At 60.8% G+C, this 19,663-nt stretch carries 19 protein-coding genes; 5 read left to right on the plus strand and 14 right to left on the minus strand.

The window, feature by feature from the left end:
* Positions 1-32: 32 nt before the first annotated feature.
* The 3 genes from EJA72_RS17585 to EJA72_RS17595 all read right to left on the minus strand — a co-directional run bounded on the left by EJA72_RS17585 (position 33) and on the right by EJA72_RS17595 (position 2,168).
* Positions 33-626 carry an HAD family hydrolase gene (locus EJA72_RS17585; protein WP_157712691.1) on the minus strand — a complete coding sequence of 198 codons (594 nt, stop codon included), beginning with the start codon at positions 624-626 and terminating at the stop codon, positions 33-35.
* Complete coding sequence (gene tesB, locus EJA72_RS17590) at positions 623-1,492, minus strand: acyl-CoA thioesterase II (protein WP_157712692.1); 870 nt, start codon at positions 1,490-1,492, stop codon at positions 623-625. Before tesB ends, EJA72_RS17585 begins: the two co-directional genes overlap by 4 nt.
* A 106-nt stretch (positions 1,493-1,598) precedes the next feature.
* Complete coding sequence (locus EJA72_RS17595) at positions 1,599-2,168, minus strand: GNAT family N-acetyltransferase (RefSeq protein WP_157712693.1); 570 nt, start codon at positions 2,166-2,168, stop codon at positions 1,599-1,601.
* An 82-nt stretch (positions 2,169-2,250) separates the two neighbouring features.
* Between EJA72_RS17595 and EJA72_RS17600 the strand changes: the two genes are divergently transcribed.
* Entirely contained in the window at positions 2,251-3,171 is a 921-nt protein-coding gene (locus EJA72_RS17600; protein ID WP_157712694.1) for a histone deacetylase, read from the plus strand.
* Between the two features lie 287 nt (positions 3,172-3,458).
* Positions 3,459-4,700 carry a TIGR03862 family flavoprotein gene (locus EJA72_RS17605; RefSeq protein ID WP_178129406.1) on the plus strand — a complete coding sequence of 414 codons (1,242 nt, stop codon included), beginning with the start codon at positions 3,459-3,461 and terminating at the stop codon, positions 4,698-4,700.
* Positions 4,701-4,836: 136 nt separating this feature from the next.
* Here the strand turns inward: EJA72_RS17605 and EJA72_RS17610 are convergent, their stop codons facing one another.
* The 5 genes from EJA72_RS17610 to EJA72_RS17630 all read right to left on the minus strand — a co-directional run bounded on the left by EJA72_RS17610 (position 4,837) and on the right by EJA72_RS17630 (position 9,365).
* Positions 4,837-6,171: a DEAD/DEAH box helicase gene (locus EJA72_RS17610; protein WP_157712696.1), complete on the minus strand. Its 1,335-nt coding sequence runs from the start codon at positions 6,169-6,171 to the stop codon at positions 4,837-4,839.
* Between the two features lie 65 nt (positions 6,172-6,236).
* Complete coding sequence (gene yedA / locus EJA72_RS17615; protein WP_157712697.1) at positions 6,237-7,154, minus strand: drug/metabolite exporter YedA; 918 nt, start codon at positions 7,152-7,154, stop codon at positions 6,237-6,239.
* 235 nt (positions 7,155-7,389) lie between these two features.
* Entirely contained in the window at positions 7,390-8,001 is a 612-nt protein-coding gene (locus tag EJA72_RS17620; protein WP_157712698.1) for a PolC-type DNA polymerase III, read from the minus strand.
* Positions 8,002-8,023: 22 nt separating this feature from the next.
* A complete protein-coding gene (locus EJA72_RS17625; protein ID WP_178129407.1) occupies positions 8,024-8,503 on the minus strand; it encodes an NYN domain-containing protein in 480 nt (159 codons plus the stop codon).
* 130 nt (positions 8,504-8,633) lie between these two features.
* Complete coding sequence (locus tag EJA72_RS17630; RefSeq protein WP_157712700.1) at positions 8,634-9,365, minus strand: DUF2076 domain-containing protein; 732 nt, start codon at positions 9,363-9,365, stop codon at positions 8,634-8,636.
* Between the two features lie 178 nt (positions 9,366-9,543).
* Here EJA72_RS17630 and EJA72_RS17635 point away from each other — a divergent pair, with 178 nt between their 5' ends.
* On the plus strand, positions 9,544-10,215 hold the full coding sequence (locus EJA72_RS17635; RefSeq protein ID WP_157712701.1) for a YciC family protein: 672 nt from the start codon (positions 9,544-9,546) through the stop codon (positions 10,213-10,215).
* Positions 10,216-10,296: 81 nt separating this feature from the next.
* Entirely contained in the window at positions 10,297-11,376 is a 1,080-nt protein-coding gene (locus EJA72_RS17640; protein WP_157712702.1) for an endonuclease/exonuclease/phosphatase family protein, read from the plus strand.
* A gap of 136 nt (positions 11,377-11,512) precedes the next feature.
* Here the strand turns inward: EJA72_RS17640 and EJA72_RS17645 are convergent, their stop codons facing one another.
* From EJA72_RS17645 to EJA72_RS17665, 5 genes are all read right to left on the minus strand, one after another.
* The gene (locus EJA72_RS17645; protein ID WP_157712703.1) at positions 11,513-12,349 is read right to left on the minus strand and encodes an ABC transporter ATP-binding protein; all 837 of its coding nucleotides are present in this window, start codon (positions 12,347-12,349) and stop codon (positions 11,513-11,515) included.
* Complete coding sequence (locus EJA72_RS17650) at positions 12,337-13,140, minus strand: ABC transporter permease (protein WP_157712704.1); 804 nt, start codon at positions 13,138-13,140, stop codon at positions 12,337-12,339. The genes EJA72_RS17645 and EJA72_RS17650 overlap by 13 nt, the downstream gene beginning before the upstream one ends.
* A 9-nt stretch (positions 13,141-13,149) precedes the next feature.
* The gene (locus EJA72_RS17655; protein WP_157712705.1) at positions 13,150-14,136 is read right to left on the minus strand and encodes an ABC transporter substrate-binding protein; all 987 of its coding nucleotides are present in this window, start codon (positions 14,134-14,136) and stop codon (positions 13,150-13,152) included.
* A 380-nt stretch (positions 14,137-14,516) separates the two neighbouring features.
* A complete protein-coding gene (locus EJA72_RS17660; protein WP_157712706.1) occupies positions 14,517-15,887 on the minus strand; it encodes an aspartate aminotransferase family protein in 1,371 nt (456 codons plus the stop codon).
* 21 nt (positions 15,888-15,908) lie between these two features.
* Complete coding sequence (locus tag EJA72_RS17665; RefSeq protein WP_178129417.1) at positions 15,909-17,399, minus strand: aldehyde dehydrogenase; 1,491 nt, start codon at positions 17,397-17,399, stop codon at positions 15,909-15,911.
* A 227-nt stretch (positions 17,400-17,626) separates the two neighbouring features.
* Between EJA72_RS17665 and EJA72_RS17670 the strand changes: the two genes are divergently transcribed.
* Positions 17,627-18,550: a LysR substrate-binding domain-containing protein gene (locus EJA72_RS17670; RefSeq protein ID WP_178129408.1), complete on the plus strand. Its 924-nt coding sequence runs from the start codon at positions 17,627-17,629 to the stop codon at positions 18,548-18,550.
* 120 nt (positions 18,551-18,670) lie between these two features.
* Here the strand turns inward: EJA72_RS17670 and EJA72_RS29750 are convergent, their stop codons facing one another.
* Entirely contained in the window at positions 18,671-19,636 is a 966-nt protein-coding gene (locus tag EJA72_RS29750) for a Rieske 2Fe-2S domain-containing protein (protein WP_157712709.1), read from the minus strand.
* Positions 19,637-19,663 lie beyond the last annotated feature (27 nt).

Raw genomic sequence — 19,663 nt, forward strand, 5'->3', positions numbered from 1 at the left:
GGAGTGAGACCGGCTTGCCGGCGATGGGGCCCTCAAGCCGAAAGCATTTCTCGCAACGCCACACAATCCGCCGCATGCCAGTCGGTCAACTCCGGCCACGGATTCTCCGGCAGGTTCACCAGCACCGTGCGTGCGCCCGCTGCCCGACCACAATCCAGATCAAAGCGATAATCCCCGACCATCACCAACTCGCTCGCCGGCACATTCCAGGCCTGCGCCAGCTTCAGCAAACCACCGGGATGCGGTTTAGGCGGCGCTTCATCGCGGCCCAAAACATCTTCCACCGCGAAGCAGTCCGCCAGGCCGATGGCCTCAAGCGTCACGTGCGCCAATTCACGTGCATTGCGCGTGAGGATGCCCAGGCGATAACCGCGCCCGGCCAACTCTCGCACCAGCTCCACCGCACCTGGCGCGGGTTTCGAACCCAGCGCCAGATCCCGCTCGTGCTCAAGCAACCACGCATGCTTTGCCGCCGCTTCATCGGCCGGGAGCGCCGCGAGGTGGGTCAGGATGTCGTCTTCGGCCGGGATCGCCAAGGCCACGCGAATCGCCGCGAAGTCATGCACGGCCACCGTGAGGGTGCCGTCCATGTCGAACACCCAGTGCCGCACCTCGGCCAGGCTCATGCCCAATCCTTGCGGTGACGAATCAGGCCTTCCTGAGTGACCGACGCCACCAGTTGCCCGGCGCGATTGAACACGCTGCCACGGGTGAAACCGCGAGAGTTGCCCGCCCACGGGCTGTCCATCGCGTAAAGCAACCAGTCGTCCGCGCGCAGATCGGCATGGAACCACAGCGCGTGGTCGAGGCTGGCGACCTGCATGTCCTTGTGCCAGACCGACTTGCCGTGGGGCTGCATCGAAGTGGTCAGCAGGCCGAAGTCCGACGCGTAAGCCAACAGGTATTTGTGCAGCGCCGGGGTGTCGGCGAGCGCACCGTCGGCGCGAAACCAGACGTACTTGACCGGATCGGACGGCAGCGGGTTGTAGGGGTCTTTTTCGGTAATCGGGCGGAATTCGATGGGCTTGGGGCACAGCAGTTTTTCACGCATGTGCTCGGGAATCAGGTGGGCCCGTTGCTGAGTGAGCTCAAGCTCCGAAGGCAGGTTTTCCGGGCCGACCACAATCGGCATCTCGGCCTGGTGCTCGAAGCCTTTTTCGTCGTACTGGAACGAGGCGCTGCAGGTGAAGATCGGGTTGCCCTTCTGGATCGCCGTCACCCGGCGCGTGCTGAAACTGCCGCCATCGCGCACCCGGTCAACCTGATACACCACGGGCAACGCGGAGTCGCCCGGACGCAGGAAATAGCCGTGCATCGAATGCACATGGCGCGTTTCTTCGACCGTCTGACTGGCCGCCGACAGGGACTGGCCAATCACCTGGCCACCGAACAACTGACGAAAACCCAGGTCCTGGCTGCGGCCACGAAACAGGTTTTCTTCGATCGGTTCCAGGGTCAGCAGGTCGACCAGATCATCCAACACTTGGCTCATTCAGACTCTCCTCACACAACACAATGCCGCGCAGTCTTGGCTGCGGCGGTCGATTCAGGTTCTGGCCCGGGCCACTATGGCCGCCATTGTAAACGTCTGCGCCCGCTTATCCATGCAAGGTTTGCAGCCATTGTTCACGGCTGATGCGATACAGCACATGGTGCCGCAAGGGATGATCGGCCGCGAGCCTTGGGTGCATGAAGTCATCCGCTGAATCATGGTGCATGCCAATCGCCTGCATGACTTTTTCCGACGGCGTATTGGTTCGGGTGGTGAAAGACACAACCTCATCCAGCGCCAAACGGTCAAATCCGCAGCGCAAGGCCGTCCACGCCGCTTCACTGGCATAGCCCAGGCCCCAATGCTCACGCGCCAGGCGCCAGCCGATTTCGACGGCCGGGGTGAAAGGCGCGTCGAAACCGACCACAGCGAGCCCGGTAAAACCGATAAAAGCGCCAGTGTCCTTGCGCTCCAGCGCCCAGAGGCCGAAACCATGCTCGGCAAAATGCCCACGGATCCGTCCGATCAGCGAAGCACTTTCCAGCCGACTCAAGGACGCCGGGAAATAGCGCATCACCTGAGGATCGGCGCACATCGCCGCAAACTCCGGCAGATCCTCATCGCGCCACTGCCGCAGCAGCAATCGCGCGCTCTCGAGTTCCAGTATCGGCTCCATCGTGTCCTCCCCTTTCCATGCCGCAAGTCTACAACGCTGGTAGGATCCTTCCTTCATTCCTGTGCGCCTTCCTAAACCCGTCATGCCACTGCCACTGATCTACCACGAAGACTACAGCCCCGAGTTCCCGGCGGATCACCGCTTCCCCATGGACAAGTTTCGCCTGCTGCGCGATCACCTGGTCGACAGCGGCCTGACCCGGGATGCCGACCTGCTGCGCCCGGAACTCTGCCCGCCGGAGATTCTCGCCCTCGCGCATGACGCTGCCTATATCGAACGCTACATGAGCGGTGAACTGTCCCGTGAAGACCAGCGGCGCCTCGGCTTGCCGTGGAGCGAAGCGCTCGCCCGGCGTACGGTGCGGGCCGTCGGGGGGTCGTTGCTGGCCGCCGAGCAGGCCCTGGAACATGGCCTGGCCTGTCACCTGGCGGGCGGTACACATCACGCGCACTACGACTATCCCGCAGGATTTTGCATCTTTAATGACCTGGCGGTGATCAGCCGGTTCCTGCTGGAAAGCGGTCGTGTGAATCGGGTGCTGATCTTCGATTGCGACGTGCATCAGGGCGACGGGACTGCACGCATCCTGCACGACACCCCGGAGGCAATCACCGTTTCCCTCCACTGCGAGAAGAATTTTCCTGCACGCAAAGCTGAAAGCGACTGGGACATTCCGTTGCCCAAGGGCATGGGCGATGCGGATTACCTGAAAGTGGTGGACGATGCCCTCAACTATTTGCTGCCGCTCTACCAACCAGACCTGGTGCTCTATGACGCCGGAGTCGATGTGCACAAGGATGACGCGCTCGGTTACCTGAAGCTGACAGACGAAGGCGTATCCGCTCGCGATGAAAGCGTGATGCGCCATTGCCTGGGCCGGGATATTCCGGTGGTCGGGGTAATTGGCGGCGGGTACAGCAAGGACCGACAGGCGTTGGCGCGTCGCCATGGCCTCCTGCATCACAGCGCGCAGCGGGTATGGACGTCATCAGGTTGTCATTGAGGTGTGCGCCTTTACCCACAATGCCTGTGGAACTGCCTGTGGATAACCTGAGCGAAAGGTCCTACAGGCTATGCTGCGTATAGCCTGCAAAGCGGTGGTTGTTTTTTGATCACTCATTTTGAAACCACCCAAGATCAACTGTGGGAGCGAGCCTCCTCGCGATAGCGGTTTAACAAACACATCGATTTCGACTGCCACACCGCTATCGCCGGCAAGCCGGTCTCGCTCCTACAGAGACCTGGGCTGGTAGAATGCCCGGCTTATTCCACCGAACCGCAGCGCACCCCATGACCCAGCCCTCGCCCCCCCTCTCCCCTCGCATCGCCATCATCGGCGGCGGCCCCGCCGGTCTGATGGCGGCCGAAGTGTTGAGCCAGGCCGGGATACACGTCGATCTTTACGACGGCATGCCTTCAGTGGGGCGAAAATTCCTGCTGGCCGGTGTGGGCGGCATGAACATCACCCATTCCGAAGCCTACCCGGCGTTTCTCGCACGCTACGCCGAGCGAGCCCCGCAGATCGCGCCGTTGCTTCGCGCGTTTGGCGCCGAGGCGCTTTGCCAATGGATTCATGACCTGGGCATCGAGACCTTTGTCGGCAGTTCCGGCCGGGTGTTTCCGACAGACATGAAAGCCGCCCCGCTGCTGCGTGCCTGGCTCAAGCGGTTGCGAGACGCCGGCGTCGTTATCCACACCCGCCACCGCTGGCTTGGCTGGAACCCCGATGGCAGCCTGAAGGTGTCGAGCCCCGAGGGCGAACAGACCTTGAGCCCTGACGCCACCTTGCTGGCCCTCGGCGGCGGCAGTTGGTCGCGCTTGGGTTCTGATGGTGCGTGGATGCTGCCACTCGAACAGCGGGGTGTAGGACTGGCGCCGTTGCAACCCAGTAATTGTGGCTTCGAGGTGCAGGCCTGGAGCGAATTGCTGGTCAGCAAATTCGCTGGCGCGCCGCTGAAAAACATCGCCATCGGCCTCAACGACGACATTCCCCGGCTCGGCGAGTGTGTGATTACCGCGACCGGGATTGAAGGCAGTCTGGTCTACGCCCTCTCTGCCCCGATTCGTGAAGCCATCAACCTGCAGGGTTCGGCGACCGTTCACCTCGACCTGTTGCCGGGCAAGCCTGTGGATAAAGTTTTGGCGGCGCTGAGCAAACCTCGCGGCTCTCGCTCAATGTCCAAACATCTGCACAGCCAGTTGGGAATTGACGGCGTGAAAGCGGCGTTGCTGCGGGAGCTGACAGTCAGCGAAACATTCGCCAACCCGGAGCAGCTGGCCAAAGCGATCAAGGCGCTGCCACTGACGCTGGTGAAAACCCGCCCATTGGACGAAGCCATCAGCAGCGCCGGTGGTGTGCTGTTCGAGTCGATGGATGAGCGATTGATGCTCAAGCAGTTGCCTGGCGTGTTTTGCGCGGGGGAAATGCTGGACTGGGAAGCGCCGACGGGCGGCTATCTGCTGACCGCGTGTTTCGCCAGTGGGCGTGCGGCGGGGTTGGGGATGGTGGAGTGGCTCAAGCGCAAGTCTTGAAACCGAGGCGCGCCCATCGCGAGCAGGCTCGCTCCCACATTGATCGCATTCTTCCTGAATGAACTCGGTCAACTGTGGGAGCGAGCCGGCTCCGGGCGGCGGTCCGACGATAGCGGCTTAATTAACGCTGCACCAATTAAGGCTTACGCTTACGCGGCCCGGTGTTAAACACCGGCACTTTCCGCACAGGCTTGATCGAAGGCTCCGGCGCCGAAGCCTCCCCGCTCTCAACCCACTTGCCCAGGTTGCGTTTACCGCTACTGGAAGTCTTCGGCTTTTTCGGCTTCTTCGGTTTCTTGACTACCTGACCACTGGCATCGGTATCCGGCACGCGGTGCTCGGGTTCGAAGTCATGTTCCATCTGGCGAGGCAATGTCTGACGGGTCAACGTCTCGATGGCCGACAGCAGATTCACTTCATCGGCACACACCAGCGAAATGGCCTGCCCGGTGGCACCCGCACGACCGGTACGGCCGATGCGGTGGATGTAGTCCTCCGCCACGATCGGCAGGTCGAAGTTGACCACCAACGGCAAATCTTCGATGTCCAGGCCACGGGCCGCGACGTCGGTCGCCACCAGGATCTGCACTTCGCTTGACTTGAACCGGTCCAGGGCGCGTTGACGGGTGGCCTGTGGCTTGTCGCCGTGGATGCCGTCAGCGTTGATGCCCAGGCCCTGGAGTTTTTCCACCAGCGCGTCCACGCCGTTACGGGTCTTGGCGAACACCAGCACCTGTTTCCACTTGCCCTTGCGCAGCAAGTGAATGAACAGCTCCGGCTTGCGCTTCTTGTCGACTGTCACCACCCATTGTTTGACGGTGTTGGCGGCCACGTTGCGCGGGCTGACTTCGATGCTCAACGGATCGTTGAGCATTTGCCCGGCCAACGTACGGATCGCGTCAGAGAAGGTCGCGGAGAACAACAGCGTCTGACGTTTCTTCGGCAGCGCCTTGTAAATGTTCCCCAGCTCCTCGGAAAAGCCCAGGTCGAGCATGCGATCGGCTTCGTCCAGCACCAGGGTTTGCAGCTGGTTGAACTTGAGCGCGTTCTGACGGAACAGGTCGAGCAAACGGCCCGGGGTCGCCACGAGCAGGTCGACACCTTTGCGCAGCTTCATCATTTGCGGGTTGATGCTGACGCCGCCGTACACCGCGTAAGTGCTCAACGGCAGGTTCTCGGCGTACTGGCGCACGGCTTCGTGAACCTGCTCGGCCAGCTCGCGGGTCGGCACCAGGATCAGCGCACGTACCGAGTTGGCGGTGACTTTCGGCCCTTCCATGGCCAGCAATTGCAGCAGCGGCAGCGCGAAACCGGCGGTCTTGCCGGTGCCGGTCTGGGCGGCAGCCATCAGGTCACGACCGGCCAGCACCGCCGGAATGGCTTGCGCCTGAACCGGCGTCGGGGTCTGGTAGCCGAGCGTCTCGAGAGAGCGCAGCAAGGGTTCGATCAGGCCAAGGGTGGCGAAAGTCATGGGGGTACCGTAGGAAAAATTCAGCGCGATTGTGCGAACAAATGTGCAATGGCGCGCAGTTTACCCTAATTCACACGGGATTCTGTCGGGACCGCTGCCGCAGGTGACCGTCGCCACTGCGGCAACCCGATCAATACCACCGCGCTGATGATGACCAGCATCGCCAGCGCCTCTTCGATACCGATGGTCTCGCCGACAAACACGATCCCCAGCAACACCGCCACGGCCGGGTTGACGTAGGCATAGCTGGTCGCGGCCGCCGGACGGACGTTTTTCAACAGGTACATGTAGGCGTTGAAGGCGATGATCGAGCCGAAGAAGGTCAGATAGGCCAGGGCCAGCCAGCCTTCAATCGGTGGCATGGCTTGCAGGTGCTCACCGCTGAGCGCACTGCCGATCAGCAGCGCCACGCCGCCCACCAGCATTTGCACGGCACTGGACATCGCGCCTTGGGGCAGCGGCAAGTGTTTGCTCCACACCGAACCAAAAGCCCAGGACGCGGCGGCAAACACCAGCAACGCCGCGCCCAGCGGGCTCGATTGCAGGTTGGAACCGAGATTGAGCATCGCGATCCCGATCAGCCCGAGCACAATCCCGGCCCATTCGAGACGGGTATTACGCGCGCCCCAGAAATAACCGAAGAGCAAGGTGAACAGCGGCACGGTCGCCACGGCCAGCGCTGCGACACCCGAGGCCACGCCCGTGTGTTCCGCCACGCTCACCCCGCCGTTACCGCACGCCAGCAGCAAAATCCCGATCATCCCCGCCGCTTTCCATTGCGCCCACGTCGGTGCCGGCACTCCGCGCCAGCGCAGGAAGGCGTACATCAGGATTCCAGCGATGACAAAGCGAATACCCGCCAGCAGCAACGGCGGCCAGTATTCAACGCCGATGCGGATCACCAGGTAAGTCGAGCCCCAGATCACGTACAAGGCGAAGAAAGCCGCGATCAGCGGCAAGGGAAAGCGGCGTAGGCCAGGCATTGGGCAGCTCGTAGGCAGGGCGAAGAGAATCGTTATTCTAGAAAGGCCAACGCCGGAAATTAAGTTACAAAACCGGTTTATAGGGCCGGTACACTTTTCGAAATACGAATGATCTTCCTGTAGGAGCGAGCTTGCCCGCGAAGGTCGTTAACGAAAGCGCGCGTTTGCCGGTTAATCGCGGCGCGTTTGAAATCATCGCGAGCAAGCTCGCTCCTACAGGGAATTTACGGTGCTTTTAGAACCCGCGATGGCGCTTGAGGTGCTCATTGATCTTCGCCGCAGGCACTTTCTGCAGGCTGACCAGCAAATCATGGGACAACTCCCGCAGCCCGTGCGTTTGCCGCAATGTCTGGGCGAGGTGCGTCGTCAGGTTGGCGGCCATCTCGGCATCGGCCATGGCCCGGTGAGCCTGGCCGGTATGCGGCAGCTGGGCGAAGGTGGTGAGGGTGCCGAGCTTGTGATTCGGCGCCGCAGGCATTAGCCGACGGGCCAGTAACAGCGAGCAGGCAAAGTTCTGCAGACGGGTGCGTTTGATACGCCCCAGTTCGAAGTCCCAGAACTTCTGGTCGAACGCAGCGTTATGCGCCAGCAGCGGCGTGATGCCGACGAATTCGTTGACTTCGTTCATCACCTGTTCAGCCGACGGCGCGGTGCGCAGCATGGCGTTGCTGATGCCGGTGAGTTGTTCGATGAAGGCCGGGACGCGCACTCCGGCGTTCATCAGGCTCTGGTAACGCTCGACGATGCGCCCCTGCTCAAGGATCACCACGGCAATTTCCGTGGCCCGGCAGCTGCTGCTCGGGGAGATCCCGGTGGTTTCAAAGTCGATGACTGCTATGCGTTCCAAACCTGTTTCAACTCCGTAAAAATCAATTCTTGAGCAGCAACGCGCCTTCGATCGGTACGTAGCGACTGGCGGCGCGGATCAGCGAATTGGCGGTCAGCCCCGGCACGCCATAGGCCACCGCTTGCACACCGTGCTTGGCGATGATGCGTTCCAGCAGCATGTCGAAATCACCGTCGCCGGAGGCCAGCACCACTTCGTCGACGTGGTCGGCGGCGTCCATGATGTCGAGGGTGATGCCCACGTCCCAGTCGCCCTTGGCCGAGCCGTCGCTGCGCTGGATGTAGGGTTTGAGCTTCACGGTGAAGCCGAGGTTGCGCAGGATCTGCTGGAATTGTTGCTGCTTGCTGTCGCCACGATCGATCGCATAGGCATAAGCCTCGACGATCTCGCCCTGTTTGCTGACGTCAGCCCACAAGGCGGCGTAGTTGAAGTGGCAACCATAGGCCTGACGAACGGTGTAATAGAGGTTCTGAACATCGGCGAACACTGCGATTTTCTTCACCGTGCATCCTCTTTCACGCAAACGGGATCAGGCACTGAGCCCGAAAAGTTGCCCAGTATGCCAGCCATAAGGCGTGTTTCGCGAAAAATCAGCCACGTGGCGAGGGAGCAGGCTCCCTCGCCAACGGGCATCAGACGAAGGAGTCGTCGTCATCACCGCCGAAGAACGATGAACTGTCATCGTTGTAATCAGCGTCGGCGTAACCGCCCTGATCATTGGAAGAATTATCTGCCACGCGCTGGTTGTCACCCCAGCTGTTGCGATCGCTTTGATCGTTGACCTGAGCCGGCTCTTCCTTGATCACTTCCACCACTTCCGGCTGCTGGTTGTGATGGAACAGGCTGCTGATGCCCTGTGCCAGCATCACGCCACCCGCTACACCGGCCGCCGTTTTCAGTGCGCCACCGAGGAAACCGCTGCCGACCGGTTGTTGCGGCGCGTAATTCTGCTGCGGCGGCTGCGTGTTGAACGAAGGTCGCGCCGGCTCACGCCAGCCGCCTGTGGAAGGCGGCGCGCTCGGGGCTGGTGCGGGTTGCGGATCACGGGAACCGCCACCAAAGATGCTCGACAGAAAACCACCGCTGGCCGGCGCGGCAGCCGGAGCCTGCGCCCTGGCCGATTGAAGTTCGGCCTGCAATTGCTGGACTTGCAGGGCGAGTTGCTTGTTCTGTTCGTCGAGGCTCTTGATCGCCGCCTCCTGAACCAGAATCGCCTGGGTCATGAAATAACCTGCCGCCGGTTGGCGGGTCAGGTGTTCCTTGATCCGCGCCTCAGCCTGGGCGTCGCGCGGGGCTGAATTCGTTTCGGCCTGTTGCAGCCGGGAAAACAGTCCATCGATCAGGGTTTGTTCTTCGTTGTTCATGGCGACCTCGTAGATTGCCGGGAAAATCGTTGTCCTTCTCCACTGAGGATAAGGTGCTCGACCTTAATGGAGGCTGAAACAAGTTGTTTCAATGGCCTTTACCGAACGTTTACGTTTGCTTCAGGCGGTACATCATCGGTTACAGTGAGTTACTGAATATGACCTGCGATACCGACTGATGAATCCGTTCGACGTGCTGCGTGACTCTTTGTATTTCTTCAAACGCAATCTGGGCCAGATCGTGCAGCTGTGCCTGCCGCTGGTGATCCTGGAGGCGCTGCTGCAACAAGTGGTCGACAACACCGCCGGCCCGGAAGGCTTTCCCGGGTATAGCGTGATTGTCGGTTTGCTGGTGTATCCGCTGTACACCGCCGCGCTGATCCTGTTTCTCGATGCCCGCAGCCGCGGCGAGTCGCCGCGCACCCGCGACCTGCTGGCGATGTCCGCGACCCTGTGGCCGCGCTTCGCCCTGCTGACGGCGCTCAATACCGTGCTGATCCTGCTCGGCCTGTCGTTGTATTTCCTGCCGGGCATCTGGCTGATGGTAACCCTGGCGTTCGCCGAGTACCTGTTGGTGCTGCGCGGCCTGGCTCCGCTGGCCGCCATGAAGGAAAGCATGCGCCTGACCCGCGGCCATTTCCTGCGCATTCTCGTGTGCATCCTGTGTGTGATGGGACCGTTGTGGGTGCTCAAGGGCGCGACCGTGGCGGTGTACCCCGATCCGAATCCGGCGATTTCACTGCTGATCGACAGCGCTCACAGCTTCCTGCAACTGTTCACCAGCGTGGTGCTGTTCCGCTTGTTCATGCTGATCGGCGAGACCCCGGAAAAAATTGACCGGGCGCTGTGACAGCGTTCGGCCGACGGGTGGGCATGCCGTTGACGCTCGGTTATGCTCGGGGCCATCTTTTGTAACGCTATAAGCCGAGCCATGACCCGTCTACTGCGCTACACCCTGCTCACCCTGCTGATCGTCATCGCCGTATTCGCCTTACTGCTCTACAACCTGACCTGGCGCCCCGGGGCCAAGGAAGTGTTGCCGGTCAGTTGCAACGCCAAGGCGCCGACCCTGGTACCGGGCCAGGCATTGAAAGTGATGACCTGGAACGTCCAGTTCCTCGCGGGCAAACGCTACGTGTTCTGGAATGACCTGGCGCACGGCGACGACGAAAGCCCGACCGCCGAAGACATGGCCTTCAGCCTTGATGAAGTGGCACGGGTGATTCGGGATGAGCAACCGGACATCGTGCTGTTGCAAGAACTGGATGACGGCGCCAAGGCCAGCGATTACCAGAATCAGCTCAAGCTGCTTCAGGAGCGGGTCGCCGACCTGTATCCGTGCAGTGCCCACGCCTTCGACTGGAAAGCCGATTTCGTCCCTGATCCGCACATCTTCGGCAGCGTTGGCCGCCAGTTGGCGACCCTGAGCCGTTTCCAGATCGAACACGCCGAACGCCTGCAACTGCCGACCCTGCCGGCCAATGTCATCAGCCGCCAGTTCAAGCCGAAAAACGCCTTGCTGGTGAGTTACCTGCCCTTGAGCGATGGCGGGCAGATGGCGGTGCTCAACACCCATCTGGACCGCGTCACCGAACCCGACCAGACCTTGCAGGACCAGGTGACAGTAGTCGCCAAGGTGCTCGACAAGTACGAAAGCCGTGGCACGCCCTGGCTGATCGGCGGCGACTTCAACCTGTTGCCGCTGGGGCAATACCGACGGTTGCCGACTGACCAGCGCACGCCTTACACCACCGACAGCGCCCTGCATCTGCTGTGGGACCGGTACCCGATGATCCCGACCAACAACGAAGCCAGCGGCGTCGACCGGGCGCGGTGGCTGACCCACTACCCGAACGACTTCGGCTTGAACGGCCCGGACCGCACGGTCGATTACCTGTTCTACAGCCCGCGCATCAAACGGGTCGAGGCGATGGTGCGGCAGGACGACACCTTGCGGATCTCCGATCATTTGCCGGTGATCGCGCGTTTCCTCCTGCCGGCAGCGCCCTAGTCTCAGCTCAAACCAAAACCTGTGGGAGCCAGCCTGCTGGCGATAGCGGTGTGTCAGGCAATATCTCCACAACTGATACACCGCCATCGCCAGCAGGCTGGCTCCCACAGGGGTTTGTGTATGAGCAATTCCCGTATCAATGCGCTTCCTCCAACTCATCATGCAGCAGCCCGAATATCTTGCGCTTCATGTCGATAAATGAGCGCTCCATCACCATGTCGAGGGTTCGTGGGCGTTCGATCGGCACGTCCAGGATCTGCTTGATCCGCCCCGGCCGGGCGCCCATCACGTAGACCCGATCACCCAGCAGAATCGCCTCGTCGATGTCGTGGGTCACAAACAGCACGGTCTTCTTGCTGTTGCCCCAGACCCTTAACAACAACTGCTGCATTTGCAGGCGAGTCTGGCTGTCGAGCGCGCCGAACGGCTCGTCCATCAGCAGGATTTGCGGGTCATTGGCCAGCGCGCGCGCAATTGCCACGCGTTGCATCATGCCGCCCGAAAGCTGCTTGGCGTAGTTGTCGGCGAACCCCGTCAAGCCGACTTCGTTGACGTAGTAGTCGACGATTTCCTTGCGCTGTGCAGCCGCCATCCCGCGACGTTTGAGACCAAACTCGACGTTCTGCCGCACGGTCAGCCACGGGAACAGTGTGTAACTCTGGAACACCATGCCCCGGTCCGCACCCGGCCCCTGCACTTGCTGGCCACCGACGTAGATCTCGCCTTCGGTGGGCTCGTTCAGTCCGGCCGTGAGGTACAGCAAGCTCGATTTGCCGCACCCCGACGGCCCCACCAGCACCGCGAATTGCTGATCCGGCACTTCGAACGACACCTGCTCCAGCGCGGTGAACATACCGCCGTCAGGTTTCTGGTAGCGCAAGCTGACCTTGTCCACTTGCAGGCGTGGCGCCGCCTGGGACGCGTTGACCGTCGGGGTGACCAGACGCGGGTTGACTGCGGTTACTGAGCCCATGCGGCGATCCTCAGACGTAGGAAACGGAACAGTTGATCGGTGACCAGGCCCAGCAGGCCGATGATCGCGATTGCCAGGAAAATCACATCCACTTGAAAGCCGCGCATGGCTTTAAGGCTCAGGTAACCCAGGCCACTGGACGCGGCGACGAGCTCGGCAACCACCAGGTAAGTCCAGGCCCAGCCCATGGTCACGCGCAAGGTGTCGAGCACACCCGGCAGCGACGCCGGGGCGATCACGTGCAGCACTGCATCACGACGGGTCGAGCCGAGGGTATAGGAGGCGTTGATCAAGTCTTTGGAGATGCCTTTGGACACGTCCGCGATCATCACCAGCTGCTGGAAAAACACGCCGAAGATGATCACCGAGACGCGTTGCTCCAGGCCGATGCCGATCCACAGAATGAACAACGGCACGAACGAGGTCACCGGCAGGTAGCGGATGAAGTTGACCATCGGCTCGAGGAACGCCTGGACGATGCGGAAGCTGCCCATCAACAAGCCCAGCGGCACCGCCACCAGGGACGAAACGATGAAACCGACCATCACCACTTCGAGACTGGCCCACACATGCAGGCCGAGGGTGCCATCACGGCCCAGGCGCAAAGCGGCCTCGACCACCGCACCCGGAGTCGGCAGGAACATGCCCGGCACCACGCCGCCGTACGACAACCCGGCCCACAGGCCGATCAACAACACCCAGGCCAGACCACTCGCGCTCCAGATGACCTGCACAGGCAGGCCGGTCTTGGGCGTGATGCAGCGGCTCAGCCATGAATTGCGCTTGAACATGGGAACCTCCTAAAGCGGACTGACGAAACGGTTGTCGATCAGGTCGTCATTGCTGACGTTGTAGGGTTTGCCCTGCAATTCACTGGCGGTTTCGTTGGCCAGTTTGATCAACGGTTCGCTGTCACCCGGCTTGCCCGGCGAGCCCAAGAGTTTTTCGCTCATCGCCTGGTCGTAGAAGCGCACGCCTTGAGCGGCGGCGGCCAGTTCCTTCGGATCGGCGAGGTAACCGCCGACGCCTTTGGCCATGATTTTGTAAGCTTCCTCTGGGTGTTCCTGGGTGTATTTCACGGCTTTGTACAGGCCGGCGACCAAGGCCTTGACGTCTGCCGGCTGCTTCTCGATCACCGAGCAGTTCAGCGCGACCACGTCGACGATGACGCCTGGCGTGCTGCTGCTGTCGATCAGCACCTTGCCTTGCTGTTTGTCGCGGACCATCGACAGGTGCGGTTCCCACGTCACGGCGGCGGGCACGCGACCGGCGATGAACGCGGTGGCGGCGTCGTCAGCCGTCATGTTCTGCACGGTGATATCGCTCATGGTCATGCCGTGTTTTTTCAGCAGGTAGGACAGCCAGAACTGCGAGGTCGACCCTTCGTTCACGGCCACAGCTTTGCCTTTGAGCTCTTGCAGGCTCTTGACGTCCTTGCCCACCAGCACACCGTCGCCACCATGGCTGTCATCGAGTGCGGCAACAGCCTTGAAGCAGAATTGCGGGCGGTACTTCAGCACTTCATCGATGGTCGACGCCGAGCCGGACAACTCGCCCGAGGCCTGGGCAGCCATGTACATCGAGGCTTCTTCGACGACGGGCAACTCGACAGTCAAACCGCCTTCCTTGAAGTAGCCCAGGTCCTGAGCCAGGTAGAGGGTGCCGTAACCGACCCACGTGGTATGGCCGATGGACAGGGTGCCGGCCTGGGCGCTGGTGGCGACCGTCGCGGCGATGGCGGTGATCGCCAATGGATGAGCGAAGCGGGTAAACAAGGACTTGATCATGGAGCACTCCCAAAGCTGTTGATTTAGTTTTGTCATGGGCAGTACGGCCAGCGGCCTCGGGTAAGCGCTGCTGCCTGAGGTCTCTGATGAACCTTTCGGCGGGCAGCATTCGGCTGACTGGCGAGGTCGATGTTGGACCACGGCGGGGATTAGGAAAATTAGGAAATATGTCGATGGGAGTGATGAAAAAACTGGGTAGCGTGCGCGGAAAAAGGGCGGGGTTTGCGGGGGTGCACAGAGCAGGTGCAAAACTGGAGAAATGCATTGAATGGGAAAAAGCCATCGCGAGCAGGCTCACTCCCACATTGGATCTGTGTCGATCACAAATCCCCTGTGGGAGCGAGCCTGCTCGCGATGAGGCCCGAACGAACGCTACAAAATCAGAGCCGACCGTATTCCTTCGCCGTACGATCAACCGCTTTCAACGTCTTGCCGACCAGCTCATCAATCTCTTCCCGGCTGGCAATCAATGCCGGCGCCATGATCATCCGTCCCAGCGTCGAACGAATGATCACCCCTTCCTCAAAGCCGATCGTGCGGCAACGCCAGGCAATGTCGTTCTCGTTGGCAAAACGCTTGCGGCTGGTTTTGTCCTCGGCCAATTGCAGCGCGGCGACCATCCCCACACCCTGGATATCACCCACCAACGGGTGATTGCCGAACACCTCGCGCAAGCACTGTTGCAGGTACGGCCCGATGTCATCCTTGACCCGCGTCACCACGCCTTCATCGCGCAACGCCTTGAGGTTGGCAATGGCCACCGCCGCCGCGACCGGGTGGCCGGAGTAGGTCAGGCCGTGGGCGAACACCCCGCCCTGCTCCACCAGTACCTGAGCCATTTTCTTCGACAGGATCAGGCCGCCCATGGGGATGTAGCCGGAGGTCAACCCCTTGGCAATCGACAGTGTGTCGGGCTCGAAACCGAAGTACTCGTGGGCGAACCATTCGCCGGTGCGACCGAAGCCACCGATCACTTCGTCGGCGCACAGCAGCACGTTGTACTTGCGGCAGATCCGCTGAATTTCCGGCCAGTAACTTTCTGGCGGGAAGATCATTCCGCCCGCGCCCTGGAACGGCTCGGCAATGAACCCGGCGACCTTGTCGGCGCCCAGTTCAAGAATCTTCGCTTCCAGTTGTTGCGCCGCCCGCAGGCCGAACTCAGCCGGGGTCAGGTTGCCTTCGTGGGCGAAGAAATACGGCTCGTCGATGTGCTCGATGTCCGGAATCATGCCGCCCATTTCGTGCATGAACTTCATGCCGCCGAGGGCCGTCGCCGCCAGGGTCGAGCCGTGGTATCCGTTCCAGCGCCCGATCATGATTTTCTTCTCGGGCTTGCCGAGCACTTGCCAATAACGACGCACGGTGCGGATCAGCACCTCGTTGGCTTCAGAGCCGGAGTTGGTGTAGATCGCGTGGCTGTAGTGCCCCGGCAGCAGGCTGAACAGCAGCTCCGAGAGTTCGATCACCTGCGGGTGGGTGGTGTGGAAAAACATGTTGTAGTACGGCAGCTGCTCAAGTTGTTGAGTTGCCGCTGCCGCCAGGTCCTTGCGGCCATAACCGAGGTTGGTGCACCACAGCCCGGACATGCCGTCGAGGTAGCGCCGACCATCGTTGTCCCACAGGTGCAGGCGCTCGCCACGGACCATCACACGCGGCCCTTCGTCGTTGAGTGCCTTTTGATCGACGAATGCATGGATGTGGTGCGCAGCATCGGCGGCCTGGTAGTCGCGGGTTTCACGTGGGGTGGTCATCGCCAGTTCTCCGTTTTGTTATTAGCGCAGCTGAAACCAGGTGGTCTTCAACTGGGTGTATTTATCGAATGAGTGCAGCGACAGGTCACGGCCAAAACCGGACTGCTTGCCGCCGCCGAAAGGCACGGTCACGTCGAGCGCATCGACACTGTTGACCGACACGGTACCCGCTCGCAATTGCCGCGCCACGCGGTGGGCGCGATTGAGGTCGTCGGTCCACAGCGAAGCGGCCAAACCGTAAACGCTGTCGTTGGCCAGTTGCAAGGCGTGTGCCTCGTCATCGAACGCCGTGACGGCCAGCACCGGGCCAAACACTTCGTCGCGAAACAGCGGCATGTCCGGGGTTACGCCGGTGAAAATCGTCGGCTGAATGAAGTTGTCGGAACCGTTGAAAATCGACTGCCGTCCACCACACACCTTCGTCGCGCCCTGGCGCTCGGCCTGCTCGATGAACTTCATGATGCGCGCCGTCTGGCGGCTGTCGACTATTGCCCCGGCGCTGCTCGACGGGTCCAGCGGATCGCCCGGCAACCAGCGCTCGGCCTGGGCCTTGAGGCGCTCGACGAATTCATCGTGAATCGAACGCTGCACCAGCAAACGCGAGTTGGCCGAGCACACTTCGCCCTGGTTGAAGAAGATCCCGAACGCGGCTTTCTCGGCGGCCAGGTCCAGGTCCTGGCAATCGGCGAACACCAGGTTCGCGCTCTTGCCGCCGCACTCCAGCCAGACCTGCTTCAGGTTCGACTGCGCGGAATACTGCATGAAATATTTACCGACTTCAGTGGAGCCGGTGAACACCAGGCAATCGACATCCGGGTGCAAACCCAAGGCTTTGCCGGTCTGTTCGCCCAGCCCCGGCAGCACGTTCAGCACGCCTGCCGGCAGCCCGGCCTCCAGCGCCAGCTCGGCCAGGCGCAGGGCAGAGAACGGTGATTGCTCGGCGGGTTTGAGGATCACCGAGTTACCGGAGGCCAGGGCCGGTGCGAGTTTCCACGCGGCCATGTCCAGCGGGAAATTCCACGGCACCACGGCAGCCACCACACCCAGCGCTTCGCGGGTGATGGTGGCCAACACGTTTTGCGCGCTGGGGGCGACCTGGTCGTAAAGTTTGTCGAGGCTTTCGGCGTACCAGCGAAACACCCCGGCCGCACCCGGCACGTCGATGTTGTAGGCATCCATCACCGGTTTACCCATGTTCAACGAGTCGAGCAGCGCCAGTTCTTCGCGGTGGGTCATGATCAGATCGGCCAGGCGCAGCAACACCTGCTTGCGCTCACTGGGCGAGCGCGCCGACCACGTCCCGGCTTCAAATACCTGCCGCGTATTGTTGACGGCGGCGTTCACGTCTTCATTGCCGCACGCCGCCACGTTGGCCAGGCACTGGCCAGTGGCGGGGTTGATCGCGGCGAAGGTCTGTCCCGACTGCGCCGGGCGGCGCTTGCCGTCGATCAGGGCCAGGTCGGGAAACCGCAGCTCGGCGGCCTTTTTTTGCCAATATGCAAGCTCGAACACGTTCAGATGCTCCATGGGCTTTTCTTGTGGATTGGATGGTGGCTCAGGCCCGTGTCGAGGAAAAATAGTAAAAATGTCTTCGCAGACCATGAAAAAACTGGGCAGCCCATCTCCCCCGTGACGCGGTATGTGGTTATTGTTCGAGCACAACAACACCGTCGTCAGAACGGATGCGGGCGGCTCGCAATTTGCTTGGAGGACGCGTTCCTCCACCCCCGAGGTTTGCTGTGGCTGCCTACAACCTGCGTCAACTGAAATACTTCATCACCACCGTCGAATGCGGCAGCGTTGCCGAGGCTTCGCGCAAGCTGTACATCGCCCAACCGGCGATTTCCACGGCGATCAAAGGCCTGGAAGACAGCTTCGGCGTGCAACTGCTGATCCGTCATCACGCGCAAGGCGTATCCCTGACCCCGAGCGGCGCACGCTTCTACCGCAAGGCCCAGGAACTGTTGCGCATGGCCAAGGAGTTCGAGCAGAACGCCCTGGCCGACAACGACGTGGTGTCCGGGCAAATCGATATCGGCTGTTTTGAGACGGTGGCACCGCTGTACCTGCCGCAGTTGATCGCCGGGTTCTCGGCGTTGTACCCGGGGGTGAAAATCCGCATCCGCGACGGCGAGCAACAAGAGCTGGTGCAAGGCCTGACCTCGGGCACGTTCGACCTGGCGATCCTTTACGAACACGACCTCGACGCCACCATCGAAACCGAACCGCTGATGCCCGCGCAGCGGCCTTACGCGTTGCTGCCAGCAGATCATCGCTTTGCCCAGCTCAAGCAAGTGTCACTGCGCGACCTGTGCCTGGAGCCGATGATCCTGCTGGACGTGCAACCCAGCCGGACCTACTTCGTCAGCCTGTTCGAAGAGCTGAACCTGTCGCCAAACATCGCCTTCAGCTCCCCGTCGATCGAGATGGTCCGGGGCATGGTCGGCCAGGGTTTCGGCTTCTCGATCCTGGTCACCCGCCCGCATTCGGAATGCACCTACGACGGGCAGAAAGTGGTGTGCGTGGACATCGTCGAAGACATCACCGGCTCAGGGCTGGTGGCGGCGTGGTTGAAGCGCGGGCAGTTGACCAAACCGGCGCAGTTGTTTGCGGATTACTGCAGGGAGCAGCTCACTGCCAAAGCCGAAAGATCACAGGGCTGACTCGGTGGGACCCACCACCCTGTAGGAGCTTGCTCCTACAAGGCACTCCCAGCATCCCTGAGGTTCCAGTGGGGAAAGCCAACTGTCGAGGCGACTGAAATAGTTCAGGCCCACCTCCCCTTAAGCAATATTAATTTGAGGTGGCGCATCAACAAAAAACTGCCGATACCACTTCCGCAGCTCAAATAACTGCCCGTCCTCCGGACACAATAGCGGCGTTTCTCGATAAACCTTGTTCTCCCAAATTTCAACATCCTCGTAAAATGATTTGTGAGCGAACCCAGCGTACTCCTCGGCGATGGCGTCCGTATCTTCAAGAGCGGGATCGCGATGCAATTTCAATCCATAGCAAAGGTCGAGGCTTTCGTTATCAACGGGTGTATGAAAGTTAACCTGACGGCTTTCGTGAGTGCCGTGCATTTCAACGTGCATGACCCCGGGCCCATAGTAAGTTGCAACCGTTTCGAGTTGATCGCCAAGCGTTGGATGCGCCCCGATCAAGGCGATCTGTCGAGCAACATGTTGATCGAATTCAACGGTAATTTTATCGACCGGTGCGTGATGAACAATAGCGAAGTGCGGAGTATCTACCAGATTCTCGATGATCTCCTTACCCTGAGTTTTTATTCTCCAGCGCTTAAAGTACCAGCGTGTCCACCCATCCTCACCGCTCATCTCGGCTGACAGTGGAACCTCCCAAGCGGGCTCCCCACCCTCGGGGTCAAACCACAGGTGGATCATCTGGTTAAGTTCGCGTACATGATGCTGCTTTAAAGCACCCTTCTTCGCTTTATGCGGGATGCGCTCTGAATACGGTATAGCCGTGCACTTTCCAGCCTGATCGAACTGCCACCCGTGAAAAGGGCAACGAATGGTATTCCCGACACACGTACCGCCACCAAGGTGCGCGCCGAGGTGGGGACAGTGCGCATCCAGTATTGCTACTTCACCATTCTCACCTCTAAAGGCGACGAAATCTCGATTGAAGTATTTGAGCGACTTAATCTCACCGATGGCAAGTTCACTTGAAAAAAGTACGCCAAACCATCCTTTCGGAAATCGATCAGAAAAGAAGTCTTTGTTCACGGTTACTACCTCTTAAATATTATTATT

The organism is Pseudomonas sp. PB120, from assembly GCF_009761815.1.
GTDB lineage: Bacteria > Pseudomonadota > Gammaproteobacteria > Pseudomonadales > Pseudomonadaceae > Aquipseudomonas.